Annotated in this window: 20 protein-coding genes; 11 read left to right on the forward strand and 9 right to left on the reverse strand. The window is 68.3% G+C overall.

Annotation, left to right across the window (positions count from 1 at the left end; genetic code table 11):
* Nucleotides 1-38: 38 nt before the first annotated feature.
* From N536_RS0129690 to N536_RS0129720, 7 genes are read right to left on the reverse strand one after another with little or no spacing between them, the layout of a single operon-like run.
* Complete coding sequence (locus N536_RS0129690) at nt 39-812, reverse strand: SDR family NAD(P)-dependent oxidoreductase (RefSeq protein ID WP_029116943.1); 774 nt, start codon at nt 810-812, stop codon at nt 39-41.
* Complete coding sequence (locus tag N536_RS39840; protein WP_051574855.1) at nt 812-1909, reverse strand: ABC transporter ATP-binding protein; 1098 nt, start codon at nt 1907-1909, stop codon at nt 812-814. Before N536_RS39840 ends, N536_RS0129690 begins: the two co-directional genes overlap by 1 nt.
* A gap of 21 nt (nt 1910-1930) precedes the next feature.
* Complete coding sequence (locus N536_RS0129700) at nt 1931-2746, reverse strand: carbohydrate ABC transporter permease (protein WP_029116944.1); 816 nt, start codon at nt 2744-2746, stop codon at nt 1931-1933.
* Nucleotides 2743-3594 (reverse strand): carbohydrate ABC transporter permease, encoded by an 852-nt coding sequence (locus N536_RS0129705; protein ID WP_029116945.1) that lies wholly within the window; start codon nt 3592-3594, stop codon nt 2743-2745. Before N536_RS0129705 ends, N536_RS0129700 begins: the two co-directional genes overlap by 4 nt.
* A 42-nt stretch (nt 3595-3636) precedes the next feature.
* On the reverse strand, nt 3637-4953 hold the full coding sequence (locus N536_RS0129710) for a sugar ABC transporter substrate-binding protein (RefSeq protein WP_029116946.1): 1317 nt from the start codon (nt 4951-4953) through the stop codon (nt 3637-3639).
* 16 nt (nt 4954-4969) lie between these two features.
* Entirely contained in the window at nt 4970-6466 is a 1497-nt protein-coding gene (locus N536_RS0129715) for an FGGY-family carbohydrate kinase (RefSeq protein ID WP_029116947.1), read from the reverse strand.
* Nucleotides 6463-7266 carry a DeoR/GlpR family DNA-binding transcription regulator gene (locus N536_RS0129720; RefSeq protein ID WP_155948801.1) on the reverse strand — a complete coding sequence of 268 codons (804 nt, stop codon included), beginning with the start codon at nt 7264-7266 and terminating at the stop codon, nt 6463-6465. The genes N536_RS0129715 and N536_RS0129720 overlap by 4 nt, the downstream gene beginning before the upstream one ends.
* A 161-nt stretch (nt 7267-7427) precedes the next feature.
* Between N536_RS0129720 and N536_RS0129725 the strand changes: the two genes are divergently transcribed.
* Genes N536_RS0129725 through N536_RS0129760 form a run of 8 tightly spaced genes read left to right on the forward strand, consistent with a single transcriptional unit; the run spans nt 7428 to nt 19006 of the window.
* Complete coding sequence (locus N536_RS0129725; protein WP_029116949.1) at nt 7428-8339, forward strand: DUF389 domain-containing protein; 912 nt, start codon at nt 7428-7430, stop codon at nt 8337-8339.
* A gap of 47 nt (nt 8340-8386) precedes the next feature.
* The gene (locus tag N536_RS0129730; protein ID WP_029116950.1) at nt 8387-11716 is read left to right on the forward strand and encodes a DUF2126 domain-containing protein; all 3330 of its coding nucleotides are present in this window, start codon (nt 8387-8389) and stop codon (nt 11714-11716) included.
* Complete coding sequence (locus tag N536_RS0129735) at nt 11716-14376, forward strand: circularly permuted type 2 ATP-grasp protein (protein WP_029116951.1); 2661 nt, start codon at nt 11716-11718, stop codon at nt 14374-14376. The genes N536_RS0129730 and N536_RS0129735 overlap by 1 nt, the downstream gene beginning before the upstream one ends.
* On the forward strand, nt 14373-15311 hold the full coding sequence (locus N536_RS0129740; protein WP_029116952.1) for a transglutaminase family protein: 939 nt from the start codon (nt 14373-14375) through the stop codon (nt 15309-15311). The genes N536_RS0129735 and N536_RS0129740 overlap by 4 nt, the downstream gene beginning before the upstream one ends.
* Nucleotides 15304-16365 carry a putative zinc-binding metallopeptidase gene (locus N536_RS0129745; RefSeq protein ID WP_029116953.1) on the forward strand — a complete coding sequence of 354 codons (1062 nt, stop codon included), beginning with the start codon at nt 15304-15306 and terminating at the stop codon, nt 16363-16365. The genes N536_RS0129740 and N536_RS0129745 overlap by 8 nt, the downstream gene beginning before the upstream one ends.
* A 44-nt stretch (nt 16366-16409) precedes the next feature.
* On the forward strand, nt 16410-17480 hold the full coding sequence (locus tag N536_RS0129750; protein WP_029116954.1) for a type III polyketide synthase: 1071 nt from the start codon (nt 16410-16412) through the stop codon (nt 17478-17480).
* A 3-nt stretch (nt 17481-17483) separates the two neighbouring features.
* Nucleotides 17484-17993, forward strand: coding sequence for an isoprenylcysteine carboxyl methyltransferase family protein (locus N536_RS0129755; RefSeq protein WP_029116955.1), 510 nt, complete (start codon nt 17484-17486; stop codon nt 17991-17993).
* Nucleotides 17990-19006, forward strand: coding sequence for an NAD(P)/FAD-dependent oxidoreductase (locus N536_RS0129760; RefSeq protein WP_029116956.1), 1017 nt, complete (start codon nt 17990-17992; stop codon nt 19004-19006). Before N536_RS0129755 ends, N536_RS0129760 begins: the two co-directional genes overlap by 4 nt.
* A gap of 14 nt (nt 19007-19020) precedes the next feature.
* Here the strand turns inward: N536_RS0129760 and N536_RS40950 are convergent, their stop codons facing one another.
* Entirely contained in the window at nt 19021-20136 is a 1116-nt protein-coding gene (locus N536_RS40950) for a hypothetical protein (RefSeq protein WP_051574856.1), read from the reverse strand.
* 129 nt (nt 20137-20265) lie between these two features.
* On the opposite strand from N536_RS40950, the gene N536_RS0129770 reads away from it, so the two are divergent.
* A complete protein-coding gene (locus N536_RS0129770; protein ID WP_051574857.1) occupies nt 20266-20577 on the forward strand; it encodes a DUF4333 domain-containing protein in 312 nt (103 codons plus the stop codon).
* Between the two features lie 31 nt (nt 20578-20608).
* Here the strand turns inward: N536_RS0129770 and N536_RS0129775 are convergent, their stop codons facing one another.
* On the reverse strand, nt 20609-21190 hold the full coding sequence (locus tag N536_RS0129775; RefSeq protein ID WP_029116958.1) for a hypothetical protein: 582 nt from the start codon (nt 21188-21190) through the stop codon (nt 20609-20611).
* A gap of 71 nt (nt 21191-21261) precedes the next feature.
* Between N536_RS0129775 and N536_RS0129780 the strand changes: the two genes are divergently transcribed.
* Complete coding sequence (locus N536_RS0129780; RefSeq protein ID WP_029116959.1) at nt 21262-22104, forward strand: DUF3097 domain-containing protein; 843 nt, start codon at nt 21262-21264, stop codon at nt 22102-22104.
* Nucleotides 22105-22124: 20 nt separating this feature from the next.
* The gene (locus N536_RS0129785; RefSeq protein ID WP_029116960.1) at nt 22125-23453 is read left to right on the forward strand and encodes a replication-associated recombination protein A; all 1329 of its coding nucleotides are present in this window, start codon (nt 22125-22127) and stop codon (nt 23451-23453) included.
* The last annotated feature ends 87 nt before the right edge of the window (nt 23454-23540 follow it).

Here is a 23540-nt window from a genome sequence, read left to right on the forward strand (position 1 = left end):
CTTTCTCGGGTGTGGTGTGGGACAGTCGGATTCGCGGACTAGTCCATGTAGGCGCCGCCGTTGACGGCGAGGGCTTCACCGGTGATGAAGCGGGCGTCGGGGGACAGCAGGAACGCGACCGAGAGCGCGACGTCCTCGGGCTGTTCGAGGCGTCGCAGCGGGGTGTCGTCGATCATCATCGCGCGCACGCCATCGGTGGTGGTGCCGCGCAACGTCGCCTCCCACTCGAGTTCCCGTGACTGCATGGGAGTTTCGACGTAGCCGGGACACACGCAGTTGACGGTGATGCCGTGCTCGCCGAGCTCGTACGCCATGGCCTGGGTGAGGCCGACGACGCCGAACTTCGACGCCACGTAGTCCGACAGGAACGGCACCCGGCCCTGCTTGCCTGCCATGGAGGCGGTGTTGACGATCGCCCCCGCCGTGCCGCTGCGCACCATGGCGCGTGCTGCGGCCTGCCCGCACACGAACACGCCCTTGAGGTTGACGTCCATCGTCTGGTCGTAGCGCTCGATCGGGGCGTCGAGGAACCGGTGCATGAACGAGATGCCGGCATTGCTGACCCAGGCGTCGAGACCGAGCCGATCGGTGACGTCGAACGCCACCGAGGTCGCGTCGGCGGGCGAACTGACGTTGAGCACAGCGGATTCGTGCTGGGCACCGTCATCCGCCGGGAGCGCCGCGGCGACGGCACGTGCCGCGTCACCGTCGACGTCGGTGACGACCACCCGCCACTGCCGTTGCGCCAGTGTCATCGCGATCGCCCGGCCGATGCCGGAACCCGCGCCCGTAACCACCACTGTCTTGGTCATCAGTGAACTTCGTTCCTCTTCGTCTCGTTCTCATCGATGGCGCCAACGACGCGTTGGCCGGTCTGTGCGTCGAAGACGTGGACGGCGCCAGGTCGGGCCGAGAGCACGACGGGGGTGCCCTCGGCCATGCCGGTGAGCCGCGCCGCTTCGACGACGCTGGTGAGTTCGGTGCCGCGGGCGTCGATGGTGACGATCGCCCTCGGGCCGAGCAGTTCAATCAGCTTCACCCGCGCGTCGGCGTCCGCGGCCGGTGTGGGCACCAGGTCGTCGGGCCGGATGCCGACGGTGACCGTGCCGCTGGCCTTCACCCGTTCGACGCTCACGGTGAATCCGCTTGGCAGCGTGAATATCCCGTCGGTGAGCTCGCCGTCGAGCAGGTTCATCTTGGGGCTGCCGACGAAGGCCGCGACGAACGTGTCCCGCGGCGTGTCGTACACCTCGACGGGCGTGCCCTCCTGGGCGGTGCGCCCCTCGCGCATCACGACCATGCGGTCGGACAAGGTCATCGCCTCCTCCTGATCATGCGTGACGTAGAGGCAGGTGATGCCCAGCCTGCGCTGGATCTGCAGGAGCTCCGTGCGGGTCTCGACGCGCAGTTTTGCGTCGAGGTTGCTCAGCGGTTCGTCGAACAGGAAGACCGACGGCTGCCGGATGATGGCGCGCCCGATCGCGACGCGCTGTTGCTGACCACCGCTGAGGTCCTTCGGCTTGCGTCCCAATAGTTGTGCCAGCCCGAGGGATTCGGCGACTTCGTCGGCGCGCTTGAGCGCTTCGGTGCGCGGTTCCTTGGAGGCGCGCAGCGGGAAGGCGATGTTCTCCCGCACCGTCAGATGCGGGTACAGCGCGTAGTTCTGGAACACCATGGCGACGTCGCGGTCGCGCGGCTGCAGGTGCGTGACGTCCCGATCACCGATCGTGATGGTCCCGGAGGTCACCGAGTCGAGGCCGGCGAGCATCCGCAACGACGTCGACTTGCCGCAGCCGGACGGACCCACCAGCACCGTGAACGACCCGTCGGGCAGTTCCAGGTTCAGGTCGTCGACGACGGATATCGGGCCGTAGGACTTGTTCACGCCTGAGAAGCGAACGGTGGCCATGGGCGGTGCATCACCAACTTTCTAGAACTTGACCGCGCCGCCGCTGATGCCCTGCACCAGCCTGCGTTGAATGAAGAAGCTTGCGACGACGACGGGCACGACGGCGATCAGGATGGCTGCGCTCATCGAGCCGATCTGCACGCCGCGGAAGGTGTTGAAACCGGCGATGGCCACGGGCAGGATGGCAGCCTTGCCCGGCGCCAGGATCAGCCCGTAGAACAAGTCGTTCCAGGACAACGTGAAACCGAAGATGGCCGCCGCCCCGATGCCGGGCAGGACCTGGGGCAGGACCACCAGCCGGAACGCCTGGAATCGAGTGAAACCGTCCACCTGCGCCTGCTCCTCGAGCGAGCGGGGGACCGCCTCGAAGAATCCGATGAGGAACCAGGTGACCACGGGCAGAACGAAACTCAGATGCGCGAAGATCACCGGAACCAGCGTGTCGGTGAGCCGCAGCGCGTAGGCCATGGTCAGGAACGGGAACACCAGCACCGCGGGCGGCAGCACCTGGGCGGCGAGCATGCCGAACCGGGTGGCGGTGCCACCGGCCCGGTAGCGGGCGATCGCGTAGGCGCCCATGCTGCCGACGACGACGCTGACGGCGACCGTCGTCAACGCCACGACGGCGCTGCGACCCGCGGCCGCGAGAATGCCGGAGGTCAGCACATTGCGCCAGGCGTCGAGGCGGGGTGTGAACTGCAGGAGGAACGGATCACCAAGCTGCTCAGGGCTTTTCAGGCTGGCGAGTGCGATCCACAGCACGGGGAAGAACACCGCGATGCCTGCCGCCCACAGCAGCGCGATGCGGCAGGCGGTGAGCGTCCGGGAGTCCTTCACGACTGCTTCGCCTTCTCGAGCCGGCGGAACGCGACCACGATGATCGTCAACACGAGAAGCAGGACGATGAACGCCATCGACGACGCCGAGCCGAGGCGGAAGAACTGAATCCCCGTCTGGTACACGAAGTATTGCAGCGTCTGGGTCTCGGTGCCAGGTCCGCCACGGGTAGTGGCGAAGACGTACTCGAACACCTTCATGGCGTCGAGACTGCGCAGCAGAATGGCCACGACGAGTACCGGCGCGAGCAGGGGCAGCGTCACCCGGCGCAACACGTACCAGCCGCGGGCGCCGTCGACCCTGGCCGCCTCGAGCGGCTCGCGGGGGATGGACTCCAGACCGGCGAGCAACAGCAGCACCATGAACGGCGTCCACTGCCAGACGTCGATGAACGCCAGCGTGAACAGCGCCCGACCCGGGCCGAAGAAGTCGTAGTCGACACCGAGCGCCCGTAGCAGGTGCGGGATGGCGCCGATCTGATCGTTGAGCAGGAAACGGAAGATCAACCCGACCGCGATCGGGGTGATGAACATCGGTGCCAGCAGCATCGAACGCGTGAGATCGCGTGCCCAGCGCTGCTTTTGCAACGCCAGCGCGATGGCAAGCCCGATCAACAGCTCCAGGCCGACCGCCACGGCCACGAACGTCGCGGTGGTGCCGAACGCCTGCCAGAATGCGCCGTTCTGCAGCGTCGCGACGTAGTTGTCCGAGCCGACCAGTTTGGGTGTGCCGTGACTGGTCAGCTTGTAGTCGGTGATGCTGAGGTAGAACGCGTATGCCAGCGGGAAACCGACCACCCCGACGAAGAGTGCGATGAGGGGGGCGACCATGCCGTGGTGAAACTTCACCATGGTCTTCGCTCCCTTCGCGGGGTGGTCGGCTTCATGCGGTTAGCCCTGAATCTTCTCTGCGGCGGCCTGCGCGGCAGCCAATGCGTCGTCGACGCTCTTGGTGCCCGCCACCGCCTCGTTCAGTTCGGTTCCGACGGCCTGGATCATCTCTTCGCCGCTTGGGCCCTGGCTCAGCGGCGCAGCATTGGCGAGGAGTTTCTCAACGGTCCTGTAGTAGTCCGCGCCGAGCGGTCCGCCGAGTACGGCCGGATCCTTCAACGTGCTCTGCCGGATCGCGGCGCCGCCCTTCTCGGTGCGCTGAACGTCATGCGCCTTCGAGGTGAGCCATGACGCGAACGCCCATGCCGCGTCGGAGGCGCCGGAATTGGTGGGGATGGCCCAGCTCCATGAGCCCAAAACCTGCTTGCCGCCGGGGATTTCGGCCAGCTTGTACTTGCCTGCCGATGGCCCCGAGCCCGGCTCGTTGAGTGCGGGCAGGTTCCAGTTGTAGCTGATCATCGACGCTGCCTGGCCGCTGGACACCGACCGGAACGCTTCGTCGAAGGCCCAGTTGAGGCTGTTCGGGGGAGCGGCCGTGCGGTAGGTGTCGATGTAGGCGTTCAGCGCCTGCTTGGCCTGCGGGGTGTTCAGGGTGGGCTTGCCGTCGGCGTCGTAGATGGAACCGCCCGCGGCGAACAGCCAGTTGCCCCACTCCTCGAAGATCTTGTATCCGCGCTGCGGCTGCATCGCGATGCCTGCGCGGTCACCCACCTTCAACGCCTTCGACGTGCTGACCAACTCGTCGAGGGTCTTGGGCACTTCGAGCTTGGCCTGCGCCAGATCGTCGGTGTTGTAGAGGTATCCGAGTGCGTAGTTGTAGAACGGCACGCCGTAGTGGACGTCGTCCACGGTGGTGATCTGCGTGAGCGACGGGAAGAAGTCCGCCGCGTCGTAATCCGGTGTGCTGTCGATGCGGGCGTCCAGCGGCTGGAGGAACTTCGCCTTCGCGAAGTCCACCATCCACGGGTTGTCGACGATGATCAGGTCGTAGGTCGCCGACGGCGACTGGAACGACGACACCAGTTTGTCGCGCATCTGGTCGTAGGTGAGCGTCTCGATGTCGACCTTGACGTTTGGATAGTCCTTGTTGAACTCGGGAACCATGGCCTTGACGATGTCGGTGTCGGGCACGTTCTCCATCAGGATGCGCACCGTGCCCGAGACGTCTTTGGGGACCGTTCCGGTTCCGGTCGCCTCGGTCTGTTCGGGGCCGCCGCTGCCCGCACAGGCGCCGATCAGCAACGCCAGCACGGCGAGCAGTGGGACTACGGGGCGGACGAGGAATGGCCGCCTCCGCCGGGGTGTCGTGGATGTCATTGCGGCACTGTTCCTTTCACTTGACGTGGATCTCCCTGGAGTTTCTGGCCATCGCGTGCGAAATCGGCGTCACCGCGTCGCCGAGGTCGCGCCAGGTCCGGTAGGCGTCGTCGTAGATCGACCGCCGTGTCGGGTCGGGCACGACGGGTGGGTCGAGTGCGACGAACCGGGCAGCATCCGACCAGTCGTCGAGCGCGCCGATCCCGATGGCCGCGATCACTGCCGCGCCCAGCGAGGCGCCAGGATGGCCACGGACGGGCCGCATCTCGATGCCGAGCACGTCGGCGTGAATCTGCTTCCACAGCGTGGACTTGGATCCGCCGTTGGTAATCATCACCCGGCTGGGCCGGATGCCGATGTCGGTGAACACGTCGACGTGATGCCGGAAGCCGAACGCGATGGCCTCCAGCACGGAGCGATACACATCCGCCCTGGTGTGCCCGAGGTGCATCCCGGCGAAGACGCCGCGCAGGTCCGGGTCGTGCAATGGGCTCTTCTCGCCGAGGAAGTACGGCAGGCACAGCACTTCGGCCGGTGCGGAAGCCTCCGCTTCGTCGTCGAGCCGAATCAGTTCCTCGCCCCCGATCAGCGCTTGGAACCAGCGGATCAGGCTGCCGCTGGTGGCCATGCAGCCGTTCGGCAGCCAGTGCCCGGGCATGGGATGGGCGTCGAGGTAGAGCCGCTCGTCGACCACCTTGGTGTCGCTGGCGACCAGAATGTCGCCTGCGCCACCGAGTTTCACCAAGGCGTCGCCCGCTGCGTTCACTCCCGCGGCAAAGGCGGACAGCACGTGGTCGGCGCCGCCGACGATCAGCGCGGTGCCTGCCGCCAGGCCGGTCGCCTCGGCCGCCTCCCGGCTCAGGTCGCCGACCCGCGATCCCGGCCGGTGGACGGGCGGCAGCGTGGCGGCGTCGAGGCCGGCGGCCGACAGCACCTGCTCGGCGATCTCGCCGTCGATGGTGAACAGGCCGGACTCCAGGGCCCAGTTCTGTTCGACGTGGACGTCGGCACCCAGCGCCGTCAGCACCCAGTCGTAGGACCCGACGTAGTGGGCCGTGCGCGCGTAGACGTCCGGCTCGTGTTCGCGCAGCCACATCGCGGTGGGGGCAACCGATTGCTGGGTCAGTGCCGAACCGGTCATCGCGACCAGGTCGACGCTCGCCAGAGCCGCCGCCAGTTTCCCGACCTCCTGATGCGCCCTGGCATCGTTCTGAAGAATGGCGCGGCGCAGCGGTTTTCCGCTCCGGTCGAGCGGCACCACGGCAGGTACCATCCCGGACACCGCGACGGCGCCGACGGCCGCGCCGTCGATACCGCTGGCGCACAGCACTTCCCGGATGGATTCGACGACTCCGGTGTGCCACTGGTCGGTATCGGCCTCGGCGAAGCCCGGTGCCGAGGAGTGCAGCACCGTCTCGCGGGAAGCCTGCGCGATGATGCCGCGCGCCGTGTTGAACAGCACCGTCTTGGTGCCGGTGGTACCGACGTCGACGCCGATGGTGTGGGTGCTCACAGCGATTCCACCTCCGGCGTCGAGGCGTGGCCGACGCAGATGACGTCGACACCGGCGTTGCGTGCGGCAACCAGCGTGGGGTGGTCGGGTTCGCCGTCGGTGACGATCGCGTCGATCTGCGCCAGCGCAGCGATGCTGACGAACGTGACGCGGCCGAGTTTGCTCTTGTCGGCGGCGACGATCACCCGGTCGGCGCGTCGGCTCGCCGCCCGCTTCACAGCGCTCTCCGCCTGGTGGTAGTCGGAGATGCCGCGCTCGCCGTCGATGCCGGCGACGCCCATGACGAAGGTGTCGCAGTTGTAGTTGGCCAGCGTGTCGACGGCGGCAGGACCGATCAGGCTCAATTCCCCCGGCCGCAACTCGCCGCCGGTCAGGACGACGGTGGTGTCCGTTTCGTCGATCAGTGCCAGGGCCACCAGCACGCTAGGGGTCACGACGGTGAGTCCCAGCCGGCGGCCACGCAGCGACTGGGCCACGGCGAGCGCGGTGCTTCCGGAGTCGAGGATGAGGGTCTCCGCGGGCCCGATCAGGTCGGCGACCTCGTCGGCGATGTGGCGCTTCTCGTCCGCGGCGTCGGCGACCCTGGTCGCGAACGAGGGTTCGGTGTCCTTGCCCTTCAAGGCGATCGCGCCACCGACCACCCGTCGGACCACGCCGAGGGTCTCCAGTGCCTCGACATCCCGACGGATCGTCATCTCGGAGACGTCGAATTCCGCGGCGAGTTCGGCGTAGCCGACTTCGCGGTCGGCCCGGACGCGCTGCTCGATGCGGTCCCTGCGGGTCTTCGCGTCCACGCTCAGAACCACCAATCGTGTGGAAAATTCACAAATATGGTTTGCCGTTCGGGCAACGCTGCGGGTAATCAACGCGCTGAGTGTGAATTTACAACACACTGGTGTGGAACGTCCACACTTGTCACCACTTTCTCGGTGACCGCGCCGCGAAGCGCTAACGTGCGCGCGTGCTGCACTTACGGGTCATCGCTCCGGCGGACTTGCGTGAGCCGGTGATCGAACTTCTGACGGGCCACGCGGGCGTGACTCATCTCGTCTTTCACCGCGATGCCGCGCTGGAACCCCGCGGCGACGAGATCACCGCCGACATCGCCAGGGAGGCCGGCAACGACATCGTGGAGCGGCTCAAGCAGCTCGGTGTGCGCGAACGCGGAGCGATCACACTCGACGTCGTCGACACGGTGTTGTCGACCGCGGCCTTCCGTGCCGAGGACGAGGCCGAAGGGGATCCCGCCGACGCCGTCATCTGGGACGAACTCGCCGCGCGGACCCGCGAGGAGGCCACGCTCAACGTCACGTTCCTGATGTTCCTCTGCCTGGCGTGCCTGATCGCCGCGGTGGGCGTGGTCACCGACTCACCGGTGACCGTGGTCGGAGCGATGGTGGTCGGTCCCGAGTTCGGGCCGTTGGCCGCACTCGCAGTGGCACTCGTCCGCCGCCGGCTCTACCTCGCCCGTCGTGCGTATATCGCCCTGTTGGTCGGTTTTCCCGTTGCGATGCTCGTCACCGGCATCGGCGTGCTGGCCGGCGAGGCCGTCGGCTGGATAGACCTCAACAGCACGCGGGAACTCAACGAGGTCGACTTCATCTTCCAGGTCGGTCCGCTGTCGTTCGTGGTCGCGATGTTCGCAGGCGCCGCTGGGATGCTGTCACTGGTTTCCTCGAAATCCGCAGCGCTGGTTGGGGTCTTCATCTCGGTCACCACCGTGCCCGCCGCAGGGTTCGCCGTGGTCGCCGCGACGATCGGCGAGTGGGACGTGGCCGCCAAGTCGGCCGCGCAGCTGGCGGTCAACCTGGTCGGCATCGTGGTGGCTGGGGTGGTGGTGCTCTGGGTTCACCGCCGCGCGCACCGGACGTAACCCCGCTGCGGTGCGCGGTTTCATATCGGTTGTGATGGGATCAACCCATGGGTATCAAGGTGGCGCTGGAGCATCGCACCAGCTACACGTTCGACCGACTGGTGGAGGTGTATCCCCATGTCGTCCGGCTGCGCCCGGCCCCGCACTCGCGTACCCCGATCGAGGCCTACTCGCTGACCGTCGAACCTGCGGACCACTTCGTCAACTGGCAGCAGGACGCATTCGGGAACTTCATGGCCCGGCTGGTGTTCCCGTCGCGCACACGTAGCCTCACCATCACCGTCGGCCTGATCGCCGACCTCAAGGTGATCAACCCCTTCGACTTCTTCATCGAGGAGTACGCCGAGCGGATCGGTTTCGAGTACCCGAAGGCGCTGGCAGAGGACCTCAAGCCGTATCTGCGGCCGGTCGACGAGGCCGACGAGGGGACAGGGCCGGGCGACTTGGCGCAGGCGTGGGTGAAGGACTTCTCGGTTGCATCAGGCACCCGCACGATCGACTTCCTGGTCGCCCTCAACCGGGCGGTCAACGGCGACGTCGGCTACAGCGTGCGCATGGAACCAGGCGTGCAGACCCCCGACTTCACGCTGCGCAGTGGCATCGGATCCTGCCGCGACTCGGCCTGGTTGCTCGTCTCGATCCTGCGTCAGATGGGCCTCGCCGCCCGGTTCGTGTCGGGATACCTGGTCCAGCTCACCTCGGACGTGCGGGCGCTCGACGGACCGTCGGGTCCCACCGCGGACTTCACCGACCTCCATGCCTGGACCGAGGTGTACATCCCTGGAGCCGGCTGGATCGGGCTCGATCCGACCTCTGGACTGTTCGCCGGGGAAGGGCACATTCCCCTGTCGGCGACGCCGCACCCGGCGTCCTCGGCGCCCATCACCGGTGCGACGGAGCCGTGCGAGACCACGCTGGACTTCTCCAACCTGGTGACCCGGGTACATGAGGACCCCAGGGTGACACTGCCCTACACCGACGCTGCCTGGGACGCCATCCAGTCCCTGGGCGCCCGGGTCGACGAGCGGATGGCGGCCAATGACGTCCGCCTCACCGTGGGAGGCGAGCCGACGTTCGTCTCCATCGACAACCAGGTCGATCCGGAGTGGACCACCGACGCCGACGGCCCACTCAAACGGGAACGGGCGTCAGCGCTGGCCGCGCGACTGAAGGCGCAATGGGCACCGCAGGGGCTGGTGCAGCGCAACCAGGGCAAGTGGTATCCCGGGGAACCGTTGCCCCGCTGGCAGATTGGTCTGTACTGGCGCGCCGACGGATCACCCCTGTGGACCAACGCAGCTCTGCTCGCCGACCCATGGTCGACCGATTCGCAGACCGTCGAAGCGCCGTCCGACGCCGGACGGCGACTCCTCGGCTACCTCGCGGACGGCCTCGGGCTGCCCGCCAGCCAGGTGCGCCCAGCCTACGAGGACGCGCTGAGCCGGCTCGCCGACTCGGTGCGGCAACCGGCCGGCGACCCGGTTGCAGCGGACGAGGATCTGGCGGCCGACACCGCCGACGCGCGGGCCGGGCTGCTGGCGCGCCTGGACGAGACCGTCGGTGAGGCTGCGGCTTACGTGCTGCCGCTGCACCGGCGTGACGACGACACGGGGTGGGCGAGCGCGGACTGGCGGCTGCGCCGCGGACGGCTGGTCCTGCTCGACGGCGACTCGCCTGCCGGCCTTCGGCTGCCGCTGAAGTCGGTCAGCTGGCGGCCACCGCGCCCCTCGTTCGACGCCGACCCCTCGAGACGCCGTGGCGCGCTGATGCCGTCCTCGGATGCGGGATCCGAGGATGCGACCGCGCCGGTCGAGGATGCCGACGGCGCGCCCCCGACGGCGATGGTCGCCGAGGTCCGAGACGGTGTGCTGTATGTATTCCTTCCCCCCACAGAGGAACTCGAGCACTTCGTGGACCTCGTCACCCGGATCGAGGCCGCGGCCGCCAAGGCGGATTGCCCGGTGGTCGTCGAGGGTTACGGCCCGCCGCCCGATCCCCGCCTGGTGGCCATGTCCGTCACCCCGGACCCGGGCGTCATCGAGGTCAACGTCGCGCCAACGGCCAGCTTCGCCGAGCAGCGCCAGCAGCTGGAGACGCTCTACGAGGAGGCCCGCCTGTCCCGGCTGTCGACGGAATCGTTCGACTTCGACGGCACGCACGGCGGCACCGGCGGCGGCAACCACATCACGCTGGGCGGCACCACTCCTGCCGAGTCGCCGCTGCTGCGCCGACCCGACCTGCTGGTCTCGATGCTGACCTACTGGCAGCGTCACCCCGCGTTGTCCTACCTGTTCTCCGGGCGCTTCATCGGCACGACCTCGCAGGCGCCCCGCGTCGACGAGGGCCGGTCGGATTCGCTCTACGAGCTGGAGATCGCCTTTGCCGAGATCGCAAGACTGACACGCGATTCGGGAACAGCGAAGCCGTGGGTGACCGACCGCGCGTTGCGCCACCTGCTCACCGACATCACCGGCAACACCCACCGCGCCGAGTTCTGCATCGACAAGCTCTACAGCCCGGACAGCGCGCGCGGCCGCCTCGGCCTGCTGGAGTTGCGCGGCTTCGAGATGCCGCCGCACTTCCAGATGGCGATGGTGCAATCGCTGTTGGTGCGCGCGCTGGTGTCCTGGTTCTGGGACGAACCGCTGCACGCGCCGCTGATCCGCCACGGCGCCAACCTGCACGGCAGATATCTGTTGCCCCACTTCATCATTCACGACATCGCGGACGTCGCCGCAGACCTGCGGGCGCACGGAATCAACTTCGACACCAGTTGGCTGGACCCGTTCACCGAGTTCCGCTTCCCGCGCATCGGCACCGCCGTGTTCGACGGTGTGGAGATCGAACTGCGCGGCGCCATCGAACCGTGGAACGTCCTGGGGGAGGAGTCCACCGCCGGCGGCACCGCCCGGTACGTCGACTCATCGGTGGAGCGCATCCAGGTCAGGCTCATCGGCGCCGACCGGCACCGCTACGTCGTCACCGCAAACGGCTACCCGATCCCACTGCTGGCCACGGACAACCCCGACGTCCAGGTCGGCGGCGTGCGCTACCGCGCGTGGCAGCCGCCGAGTGCCCTGCATCCGACCATCACCGTCGACGGGCCGCTGCGATTCGAACTCGTCGACACCGCCAACGGCGTGTCCCGCGGCGGATGTACCTACCACGTATCCCATCCCGGCGGACGGTCATACGAGACGCCGCCCGTCAACGCCGTCGAGGCCGAGTCCCGCCGCGGCAGGCGTTTCGAAGCCGCCGGTTTCACCCCGGGACAGGTCGACATGTCCGACATCCGCGAGAAGCAGGCCCGCCAGTCCACCGATGTGGGCGCGCCGGGGATCTTGGACCTGCGCCGGGTGCGTACCGTTCTGCGTTGATGATTCTTCGCGCTAGCGGCTCACCCGAGCCGCCCCCTGCGGTCGGCGACGCCGACGACGTGCTGGCCGGCTACCGCTCGGCACGCGCGCAGGAGGCGTTGTTCGACGTCAGGGGCGGCGCGGCCACCGGTTACGACGAGTTCGTCGACGCGGGAGGCAACATCCGCCCCGCATGGCAAGACCTCGCCGAATGCGTGTCGGAGCGGGGGCGTGGCGGGCTGGACCGGCTGCGGTCGGCGGTCAGAAGCCTCGTCGACAACGACGGCATCACGTTCGTCCAGGTCGATCGGCACGGCGAAGCGGTCACGAACGGCGATGGCACCTCGGTGCCGGGCCCGTGGCACCTCGACGCGCTACCGCTGGTGATCTCGTCGCCCGACTGGGACACCATCGAGTCCGGTCTGGTGCAGCGGTCGCGGCTGCTCGACGCCGTCCTTGCGGATCTGTACGGGCCACGTCGGTCGATCACCAGCGGCACGCTGCCTCCTGCCCTGCTGTTCGCCCATCCCGGTTACGTCAGGGCCGCCCGTGGCATCGTCGTGCCGGGGCGTCATCAGCTGTTCCTGCACGGCTGCGACATCAGCCGCAACAAGGGCGGCGACTTCGTGGTCAACGCGGACTGGACCCAGGCCCCCTCGGGTGCCGGGTACGCGTTGGCCGATCGCCGCGTCGCCGCACACGCGATGCCCGACCTCTACGAGCGCATCGGCCCACGGCCCGCCTCGCCGTGGGCGCAGGCGTTGCGGCTCGCGCTCATCGACGCCGCCCCCGAGTCGGCCGAGGAACCCGTCGTGGTGGTGCTGAGTCCGGGCATCCATTCCGAGACCGCGTTCGACCAGGCCTACCTGGCCAGCGTGCTCGGCTTCCCGCTGGTGGAGAGCGCCGATCTGGTGGTCCGCGACGGCAAGTTGTGGATGCGTTCGCTCGGCACGCTGAAGCGGGTGGACGTGGTGCTGCGCCGAGTCGACGCGGACTACGCCGACCCACTCGATCTGCGTCCCGACTCGCGGCTCGGTGTCGTCGGGCTGGTCGAGGTGTTGCGGCGCGGGGCGGTGACCGTGGTCAACACACTCGGCAGCGGCATCCTGGAAAGCCCGGGGCTGCTTCGGTTCCTGCCCGAATTGGCGGAGCTGCTGCTCGGCGAGACGCCGCTGCTGCAGACCGCACCTGCCTATTGGGGCGGCATCGACGTGGAGCGATCGCACCTGCTCGCCAACCTGTCGTCGCTGCTGATCAAGCCGGTTACCGGTGGTGAGACGATCGTCGGCCCGGCGCTGTCGGCAGCGCGGCGCGAGGAACTGGCCGCGCGGATCGGTGCCACGCCGTGGCAGTGGGTGGGTCAGGAGTTGCCCCAGTTCTCTTCGGCGCCAACGGACGTGCATCCCACCGGCCTGTCGTCGGGCAGCGTGGGCATGCGCCTGTTCACCGTCGCTCAGCGTGGTGGATATGCGCCGATGAACGGCGGACTTGGCTACCTCCTCGCCCCGGGACATGCCGCGCACAAGCTGAACACCGTTGCAGCCAAGGACATCTGGATCCGCACGCCGGCCCGGGTGACGGCCGAGCGGATTCCGACGCCGTCGGTGGACCTGCCGGCGATCACCCCCAGCCCCACCCGTGCCGTCAGCTCACCGCGCGTGCTGTCCGACCTGTTCTGGCTCGGCCGCTACGCCGAACGCGCGGAGAGCATGGCCCGGCTGCTCAACATCACGCGCGAGCGGTACCACGAATTCCGATACCGCAGGGACCTGGCCGGAAGTGAGTGCGTTCCCGTCCTGCTCACCGCACTCGGCCGGATCACCGGTACCGACGCCGGTGGCGACGGCGACTACGCCGAGTTGGTCGCGATAGCGCCGACGACGCTGTGGTCGCTCACCGCCGACCGGCACCGCCCCGGCGCGCTGGCGCAATCGGTCGAACGGCTGGGCCTGACCTCGCGCGCGGTTCGCGACCAGATGTCGAACGACACCTGGATGGTGCTGGCCGCCGTCGAGCGTGCGGTGCTGCACCCGTCCGGTTCGCCACCGGACTCCAAGAACGAGGGCGAGGCCTACCTCGCGAACGCCCACAGCCAGACGCTCGCAGGCATGCTCGCGCTGTCCGGGGTGGCTGCCGAGTCGATGGTGCACGACGTCGGCTGGACCGTGATGGACATCGGCAAGCGCATCGAGCGGGGGATTTGGCTGGTCACGCTCCTGAGTGCCACGCTGACCACCGTGCGGAGTGCAGGCGCCGAGCAGACCATCACCGAGTCGGCCCTGGTGGCATGCGAGTCGTCGGTCATCTATCGCAGGCGCACGCTGGGCAAGGTGAGCGTCGCCGCCGTCGCGGACCTGGTGCTGTTCGACGAGGAGAACCCTCGATCGCTGGCCTATCAGTTCGAGCGGCTGCGCACGAACCTCAAGGCCCTGCCGTCGTCGTCGGGTTCGTCGCGGCCCGAACGACTGATCGACGAGGTCGGCGCTCGGCTGCGGCGCCTCGATCCGGCCGACCTCGAGGACGTCACGCCGGACGGCAAGCGGGCCGAGCTGGCCGACCTGCTCGACGGCATCCACGCCGATCTACGTGAACTGTCGCGCATCATCACCTCAACTCACCTGTCCCTGCCGGGTGGCATGCAACCGCTGTGGGGACCCGACGAGCGTCGGGTGATGCCGTGAGCTTCTCAGAGGGCTTCTCCGACGGGCCGACGGTCAGTGCCAGCCGGTGCTACGAGATCACGCACCGCACGGTGTACCGGTACTCCGACGACGTGACGAGCTCCTACGGCCGGGGCTTCCTCACCCCACGGGACTCCAACCGTCAGCGTTGCCTGTCGCACGAACTCGTCCTCGATCCCGAGGCGGCCGACAGTTCCACCAGCCGGGACGGATACGGCAACATCAGCTCGTACTTCCACGTCACCGAGCGGCACCGCGCGCTGTCGGTCACCAGCCATTCGGTCGTCGACGTCGATGCGCCCCCTGCCGAGCTGTACGGCAGCGGTCCGGCGAAGGCCCCGTGGGAGATCGCCCGTCCCGTCGGACCCGACGGTGCGCTCGCCGTCGAGTTCACCCTGGACCTGCAGCCGCCCGAGATCACCGACGACGTACGCGCCTATGCCGCACCGAGTTTCGAACCGGGACGGCCACTGATCGAGGTACTGCGGGACCTGAACACCCGCATCTACACCGACTTCACCTACCGCTCGGGTTCGACGACGGTGTCCACCCAGGTCGCTGAGGTTTTGGCGGCACGGGAGGGGGTATGTCAGGACTTCGCCCGGCTGGCGATCGCCTGCCTGCGTGCCAACGGTCTCGCCGCCAGTTACGTCTCCGGCTATCTCGCGACGGCCCCGCCGCCTGGAAAGGAACGCATGGTGGGCATCGACGCCTCGCACGCCTGGGCGTCGGTGTGGACACCCCAGAACCAGTGGCTGGGCCTGGATCCCACGAATGATCAGATGGTCGACGAGCGTTACATCGTCGTCGGGTTCGGCCGTGACTATGCCGACGTGCCGCCGCTGCGCGGCATCATCTACACCGACTCGGAGAGCAGCGTGATCGACGTCGCCGTCGACGTGGTCCCGTTCGAGGGGGGAATCCTCCATGCGTGACTTCATCTGTCCCAACTGTGGGCAGCACCTGGCCTTCGAGAATTCGGTCTGCCTGTCATGCCGCAGCAGGTTGGGCTTCTCGCTGGACGACATGGCCTTTCTCGTCATCGCGTCGGGTGCGGAGAGCGAACACGGCGGGGCCGTCGACGCCAGCGAGTATCAGCTGTGCGCGAATCTGCATGCAGCAGAGTGCAATTGGCTGGTCCGTGTGGCGCCGGTCCGGCGGCTGTGCACGTCGTGTGCGCTCACCCGCACCAGGCCCAACGACGCCGACACGCCGGCCATGGCGGCGTTCGCCACGGCGGAGAGAGCCAAGCGGCGGCTGATCGTCGAGTTGGTGGACCTGAAACTTCCCATCGTCGGCCGTGACGAGGACCCGAATTACGGCTTGGCGTTCGATCTGCTGTCCAGCGCGTCCGAGAAGGTCTTCACGGGCCACGAAAACGGTGTCATCACGCTCGACCTCGCCGAAGGCGACGACGTGCACCGCGAGCAACTACGCATCGCGATGGCCGAGCCCTACCGCACCCTGCTCGGCCACTTCCGACACGAGATCGGGCATTACTACTACTACCGGCTCGTCGGTGCCGCGCCGGAATATCAGGCGAAGGCCCAGGAGTTGTTCGGCGATCCCGAAGCCGACTACCAGGCCGCGCTCGACCGGCACTACAGCCAGGGCGCGCCGCCCGGCTGGGCGGCCGATTACGTCTCGTCGTACGCCACCATGCATCCCGCCGAGGACTGGGCGGAGACCTTCGCGCACTACCTGCACATCCGCGACACCCTGGACACGGCAGCCGCCTTCACGTTCGCGCCGGCCGCCGCGACATTCGAGCGACGGAATCTGGGGCCGAGCGGCTTCGACGCCATCATCGACATGTGGCTGCCCCTGTCGTGGGCGCTCAACATGGTGAACCGGTCGATGGGCCACGACGACCTCTACCCGTTCGTCCTCCCGGCGAAGGTGCTGGAGAAGATGCGCTTCATTCACACCGTGATCGACGAGGTCACCTCCGACCCAGCCAAGCTCGCGGCCGCGAGCGGCGGAGGCTAGGCGCCCGGACTGAACCAACTGACGCCGGGTTTCGTGTCCCAGACATGGAGCAGACGAGTGTCATCGCCGGCGTGCACGGCGCGTTGCCGCCGAATCGCTATATCCAACACGAGATCACCCAGGCGCTGATCGACCTACCGGTGAATGAACCGCACGAGGAGTTGATCAGGCACTTCCATGCAAGCTCCAAGGTCGCCAGCCGCCACCTGGTGCTGCCGCTGGAGGATTATCGGAAGCTCACGGACTTCGGGCAGGCCAACGACGTATTCATCGAGAAGGCAACCGAACTCGGCTGTGCGGCGCTGCAGGGCGCGCTCGACGATGCGGGCCTGCTCCCAAGCGATGTCGACATGATCATGTCCACTACCGTCACCGGCATCGCGGTGCCTTCGCTGGACGCCCGCATCGCCGCGCGCGTGGGTCTGCGCCCCGACGTACGCAGGGTGCCGGTCTTCGGCCTCGGCTGCGTGGCCGGCGCTGCGGGCGTCGCGCGGATGAACGACTATCTGCGGGGCGCACCGGAATGCGTCGCCGCACTGGTCGCGGTCGAACTCTGTTCCCTCACGCTGCAAACGGCGGATCCGTCGATGGCCAACCTGGTGGCCGGCTCGCTGTTCGGTGACGGCGCGGCAGCGGTGGTGGCGGTGGGCGCGCAGCGGGCGGAAACCAGCGGTGCCCGCGGGCCGGACGTTCTCGACTCCCGCAGCCATCTCTATCCAGACTCGCTGCGGACGATGGGATGGGACATCGGTGACTCGGGCTTCCAGATCGTCCTCGGCCGCGAAGTGCCCGAGGTCGTCGAGCGGTACCTGCGCGACGACGTCACCGAATTCCTTGCGGCGCATGACCTGCGCATCGATCAGGTCGGTGCCTGGGTGAGCCATCCGGGCGGACCCAAGGTGATCGAGGCGATCACCTCGACGCTCGGGCTGGGCGATGAGGCACTCGAACTCACGTGGCGTTCGCTCAGCGAGGTGGGCAATCTCTCGTCCGCGTCGGTACTGCACGTCCTGCGCGACACGATCGCCAAACAACCGCCCAGCGGCAGCCCGGGTGTGCTGATGGCGATGGGGCCCGGCTTCTGCTCAGAACTAGTGCTCCTGCGCTGGCACTGATCGGTGCTCGCCTACGAGGTGCTCATCGGCCTGGTCGCGGTGGAGCGCGTGGCCGAACTCGTGGTGTCGCAACGCAACCTGGCGACGAGCCGGGCCCGCGGCGGCGCTGAGTTCGGGAAGGGCCACTACCCGGTGATGGTGGTTCTGCACGCCGCTCTGCTTGCGTGTTGCCTGGTCGAGGCCATTGCCTTGCATCGGCCGTTCATCCCTGCGCTCGGCTGGCCGATGCTGGCGGTCGTGCTCGCCGCCCAAGGCTTGCGGTGGTGGTGCATCACCACTTTGGGTTGGCAGTGGAACACCCGGGTGATCGTCGTGCCTGGCGCCGCGCGGGTCACCGGCGGCCCCTACCGCTACCTGTCACATCCGAACTACGTTGCGGTCGCGGCGGAAGGCGTCGCGTTGCCGCTGGTGCACACCGCCTGGATCACGGCATTGGCGTTCACTGTGCTGAACGCGGCGCTCATGATGGCCCGGATCAAGGTCGAGAACGCCGCACTGGCAAGACTGACGTGATCGATCTCCTCGTCGCCGGGGGAGGCCCGGCCGGGCTCGCCACCGCCCTGCACGGGGCCCGGGCGGGTCTGGAGGTGGTGGTGATCGAACCCCGCAGCGGCGCCATCGACAAGGCGTGCGGGGAAGGGCTGATGCCGCACACCGTCGCCCAGTTGGAGCGACTCGGGGTCGAGCCGACGGGTAGGACGCTTGGCGGCATCACGTATCTCGACGGTCGTCGGTCGGCGAGTGCGCCGTTCCGCTCCGGCACGGGACGGGGCGTGCGCCGGACGGTGTTGCACGCCGCGCTCGCCGAGGCCGCCAACGCCGCCGGGGTACGCGTGGTCCACGGCGAGGTGGCCGACGTGACGCAGGACGCCGAGTCGGTTCACGCGGCCGGGTTTCGAGCTCGGTATCTCGCCGCCGCCGACGGCTTGCACTCACCCATCCGGCGCTCGACGGGCCTGGAGATTCCGTCAGGCGGAAGGCGCCGATGGGGTCTGCGACGCCACGTGCAGACGGCGCCGTGGACCGACCACGTCGAGGTGCACTGGGGCACTGACGCCGAGGCCTACGTGACTCCGGTCGCCGACGACTGCGTGGGCATCGCGATCCTCACGTCGCGTCGGGGCGGATTCGACGGCCACCTCGGTGATTTCGCTGCCCTCGAGGCGCGCGTGCGGGGATGCGCGCATGGCCGCGACCGGGCTGCAGGACCGTTGCGACAGAAGGTGCGCGCCAGGACGGCAGGCCGCGTGTTGTTGGTCGGTGACGCCGCGGGTTACGTCGATGCGCTGACCGGTGAGGGGCTCGGCATTGCCTTCGGTGCCGCGGAGCTGTTGGTGGGCTGCGTCGCCGCCGACCGGCCGGGTGACTACGACGGCCAATGGCGTCGGATGTCGCGCCGTTACCGGCTGTTGACGGCCGGCCTGTTGCAGGCCAGCGCCATCGGGCCGATGCGTTCGGCGATCGTTCCCGCGGCGGCCGCGATGCCGGCCGTCTTCGCCGCGGTCGTCAACCAGCTGGCCGAGTAACCGTATTCGCGGCGTCACCCGTCGGAGGGCTTGGCGGTTCGATGGGTGTCGCGGTGCGGTGGGCCCGAGCGATCGCCGTCGTGGCGTTTGCTGACTCCGTCGTGTGTCGGGTGGTCGGGCTTGGTGCTGTCGGCGGTGGCCTCCGTTGTCGGTTTGGCGGGAATGTCGTTGTCCGCCTTGCTGGTTCGTCGGGGCGCGTTCAGGACGGTGGCGGCGGGTTTCGGCGTGGACGTTCGGATCTGCGCCGCTGACGACGGTGTCGGGTCCGCAGTGGTAGCCGTCACCGTGGCCGCGTTGGTGGGGGCTGTGGCGGCCGTGTTGGTCGAGATCGGGATCGGCTCGGTGAGCGCGTGACGGACGAAGGCGACCGACTCGTCGATCGTCGTCGCGACCGACGCACCAGCGGCTGTCAGACCGCTACCGAGGTTGCCGGTGGCGCCGACGGTGGAGAAGAAGGCGTCCGCCGCTTGCGTCACGCCGAGTAGGAGGCGTTCTGGCGCTTGGAAGGTCAACGCCGAGAAGACCTCGATGGTCCGCACCGCCGCGGCCTGCAGACCGTTGTGCACCGTCGGAGGCGGCATCGTTCCGGGTGGCTGCTGCAAGGCGGTGAGGAAGTCGTTGCGTGCGGTATTGACGGCGGCAAGGAGGTCGCCGGGCTGGGTGACGGCAGTGGTGCCGATGCCGATCAACCCGATCACGGCGACTTCCAGGGCGTTCTGCGCGCGTGGCAGGACCAGGCCGAGGTCGTTGTCGATGATGCCGGTGAGGGCGGCGTTGGCCGCCCCACTCACCGTCGCGTCGGTCAAGGCGATGGCATTGAGAAGCGGTTGTCCCGATTGGAGTTCCGCTGCGAACGTCGCGGGAATGACGGCGAACTTGATCGTCGGCTCGATGGCGAGCTGGACGATGAACGGGCAGATCAACGAGCAGTCTTCGAGTTGGTTGACGAGGAACTGCGAGATCAGCGCGCCCGGCGGGGCAGCTGCGGGAATCGCGGTGGCCGTGGCCGCGAGCCGCACCGTGCCGACGGACGGCGCGGCTGTTGGCTTGGGTAATGCTGCGGGCGCGAGGAGAAGTGTGGTGGCGGTCGCCATCGCGCAGCCGGCGGTGACGGATGATCGCAGTCGCATGGTTGCCCCCTTGCCGTGGATTTAGGTCACACCCGTTACCACGACGTGCGCGGCCGACGAGTTCAACTGCTCGGTGGGCCCGCGGCGTGTCTATTGACCTCCTGCAAACCGTCTAGCACCATTCCGCAAATGACCCGAACTCTTGGAATCCGCCTCGGCGCCGCATTCTTCATCGGTGCGGCAACGCTGCAACTCGCGGCGTGCGGCTCTTCCACCATCAAGCCCGAGGGCGCGGCACAGTCGGTCGTCGACCTGGTGTCCGAGAAGACGGACTTCAAGCCGACCGACGTGAAGTGCCCCGACGGTATCGAGGCGAAGGTGGGCCAGGAGTTCGACTGCAAGTTCACCGGCCCGGACGGCGCCTACACCGCCCACATGAAGGTGCTCAAGGTCGAGGGCGAGCAGGTGCTGTTCGACATCAACACCAAGTTGAGCCAATAGGGGTCAGCCCCGGCGTCGGCGTGGCGTTCGGCTAATCGGGTCGCGTCGCCGACAGGTAGGCCCGACCGCGCGGACTCAGCCGGTACCCCACGTCGAGGCTGATGGTCAGCCCGAGGCCCTTCAGCTGTCGCACCCGGCGCTTGAACCGCGGCACGTCCAGACCGACCCGCGCCGCCAGTTCCGGTGCGCGGACGGCTTCATTCGCGCCGATCATCGCGAGGTAGTCGCGCGTCCAGGGCGATCCGGCGGCGTCCCAGCGGTCCAATCGTGCGGTGATGGCGTTGATCTCGTCCTCGGTGAGCGCGTCGTCGGCGGCCAGGGCGGGACGCTCGTCGGGCCCGAGGAACGACACCGCGATCAGGTAGGTGTGCCTGGCTGGGCGTCGGTCGAGGTCGAGCTGCGCGGCCTTGGCGCTCGGATACCCTGCCGCGATGGCCTCGGCGACGGTGACGCGGTAGCCACCGGAGCGCTCGGTGACGCCGTCGATGCGGATCGTGCCCACCGGAGTGCGCTGTGTACCACCGGGTTTCGCGCGCGGTGCGTCCCAGCGGCGCAGCACGAGCGTGATGGTGCCGTCGGCGATGCCCTGGGCGGTGGCCCGATTCAGCAGCACGCGCTCGATCGTAGGGGCGCAAGGCGTGGCGATGCCGGGCATCCGCGCGGATCCTTCCTAGGATCGCGGGGATGAAAGATCGATACGGCTCCGACGTACTGGCCAGCAATCCGCACGGCCTGAAGCGAACCCGCTCAAAAGAATGCGTCGCCGACATCGGCCTGGTGGTCGAGGACGCGGCGACCGGATACGTCGGCGCCGTGGTCAGGGTCGAATACGGGCGGATGCAACTCGAGGACCGCAACGGTCGACGCAAGTCCTTTCCGATCGGCCCCGGGTACCTGATCGACGGCAAGCCGGTGATCCTCAACCCGCCGCGGCGCACGGCGCCCGCCGCGCCGACCAGGACGGCATCGGGCTCGGTGGCCGTCGCCGGAGCCCGGGCCCGCACGGCGCTGGCCAGCCGGATCTACGTCGAGGGACGTCACGACGCCGAACTCGTCGAACAGGTGTGGGGTGACGATCTGCGCGTGGAGGGCGTCGTCGTCGAGTACCTCGGTGGCATCGACGATCTGACCGCCATCGTCGCCGACTTCCAGCCCGGCCCCGGCCGCCGGCTCGGCGTGCTCGTCGACCACCTGGTGGCCGGTTCGAAGGAGACCCGTATCGCCGACGCAGTCCGGCGCGGCCCGGGCGGTGCCCACACCCTCGTCGTCGGGCATCCCTTCGTCGACGTCTGGCAGGCGGTCAAGCCCGGCCGGCTCGGACTGAAGGCGTGGCCGGTCGTCCCGCGCACCGTGGAGTGGAAGCACGGCATCTGCGAAGCGCTCGGCTGGCCGCACGCCGGACAGGCCGACATCGCGCAGGCCTGGCAGCGGATCCGCGGCAGGGTGCGCGACTGGAACGACCTCGAGCCGGCGCTGATCGGCCGGGTCGAGGAGCTCATCGACTTCGTGACGCAACAGCCGTCGTAGCGGCGTGGTAAGCAGAGAACGTGTCCGACGGTCTGTTCGACGTCCCCGGTGAACCCAGGTCGACCGCGGGCGGGCCCGTCGGCGCGTCCTCGCCGCTGGCAGTCAGGATGCGACCGGCGACGCTTGACGAGGTAGTCGGGCAGGACCACCTGCTGCAACCGGGCTCGCCGCTGCGCCGGCTCGCCGAGGGCTCCGGCGCGGCGTCGCTCATCCTCTACGGGCCGCCCGGTACCGGGAAGACCACGCTCGCCGCGCTGATCTCGGGGGCCACCGGGCGACGGTTCGAGGCGTTGTCGGCGCTCTCGGCCGGGGTCAAGGAAGTTCGCGCGGTCATCGACGTCGCGCGCCGCGCCGCCGTGCACGGTGAGCAGACCGTGTTGTTCATCGACGAGGTGCACCGGTTCTCCAAGACCCAGCAGGACGCGCTGCTGTCCGCCGTCGAGAACCGCGTCGTGCTGCTCGTCGCGGCCACTACCGAGAACCCGTCGTTCTCCGTCGTCGCGCCGTTGCTGTCCCGGTCGCTGATCCTGCAACTGCAGCCACTGACTGCCGACGCCGTCCGGACCGTCATTCGGCGCGCCATCGACGACCCACGCGGCCTCGGCGGCAAGACGACGGTCACCGACGATGCCGTCGACCTGCTGGTGCAGCTGTCGACGGGCGATGCACGTAGGGCGCTGACCGCACTGGAAGTGGCGGCCGAGGCAACCGCGAACGTCACGGTCGAGACCATCGAGCAGTCGCTGGACAAGGCCGCCGTGCGTTACGACCGCGACGGCGATCAGCACTACGACGTGATCAGCGCGTTCATCAAGTCGGTTCGCGGTTCCGACGTCGACGCGGCCCTGCACTACCTGGCGCGAATGCTGGTGGCGGGGGAGGACCCGCGCTTCATCGCCCGCCGGTTGATGATCCTGGCCAGCGAGGACATCGGAATGGCCGATCCGACTGCGTTGCCGACGGCGGTGGCCGCCGCGCAGACCGTGCAGTTGATCGGACTTCCCGAGGCACAGCTCACGCTGGCGCATGCGACGGTGCACCTCGCGACGGCGCCCAAGTCGAACGCGGTGACGACGGCGCTCGGTGCGGCGATCGCCGACATCAAGGCGGGCAAGGCCGGTCTGGTGCCCGCCCACCTGCGCGACGGCCACTATTCCGGCGCGGCAGGCCTCGGCAACGCGATCGGCTACAAGTACGCGCACGACGACCCCGATGGCGTTGTGCCGCAGCAGTATCCGCCGAATGAGATCGTCGGCGTCGACTACTACCGGCCGACCAGTCACGGCGCCGAACGCGAGATCGCAGGCAGGCTGGACAAGTTGCGGGCGATCATCCGCAAGAGGCGCTGAGCTCAGCCGTCCACCCAACTCGCCGAGACTGCTAACAGATCGCTGCTGGCGCCTTTTTTGCGATCTCCCCGCAGTCTCGGCGGGAAA

It is taken from the genome of Mycobacterium sp. URHB0044, assembly GCF_000620625.1.
Lineage (GTDB): Bacteria > Actinomycetota > Actinomycetes > Mycobacteriales > Mycobacteriaceae > Mycobacterium.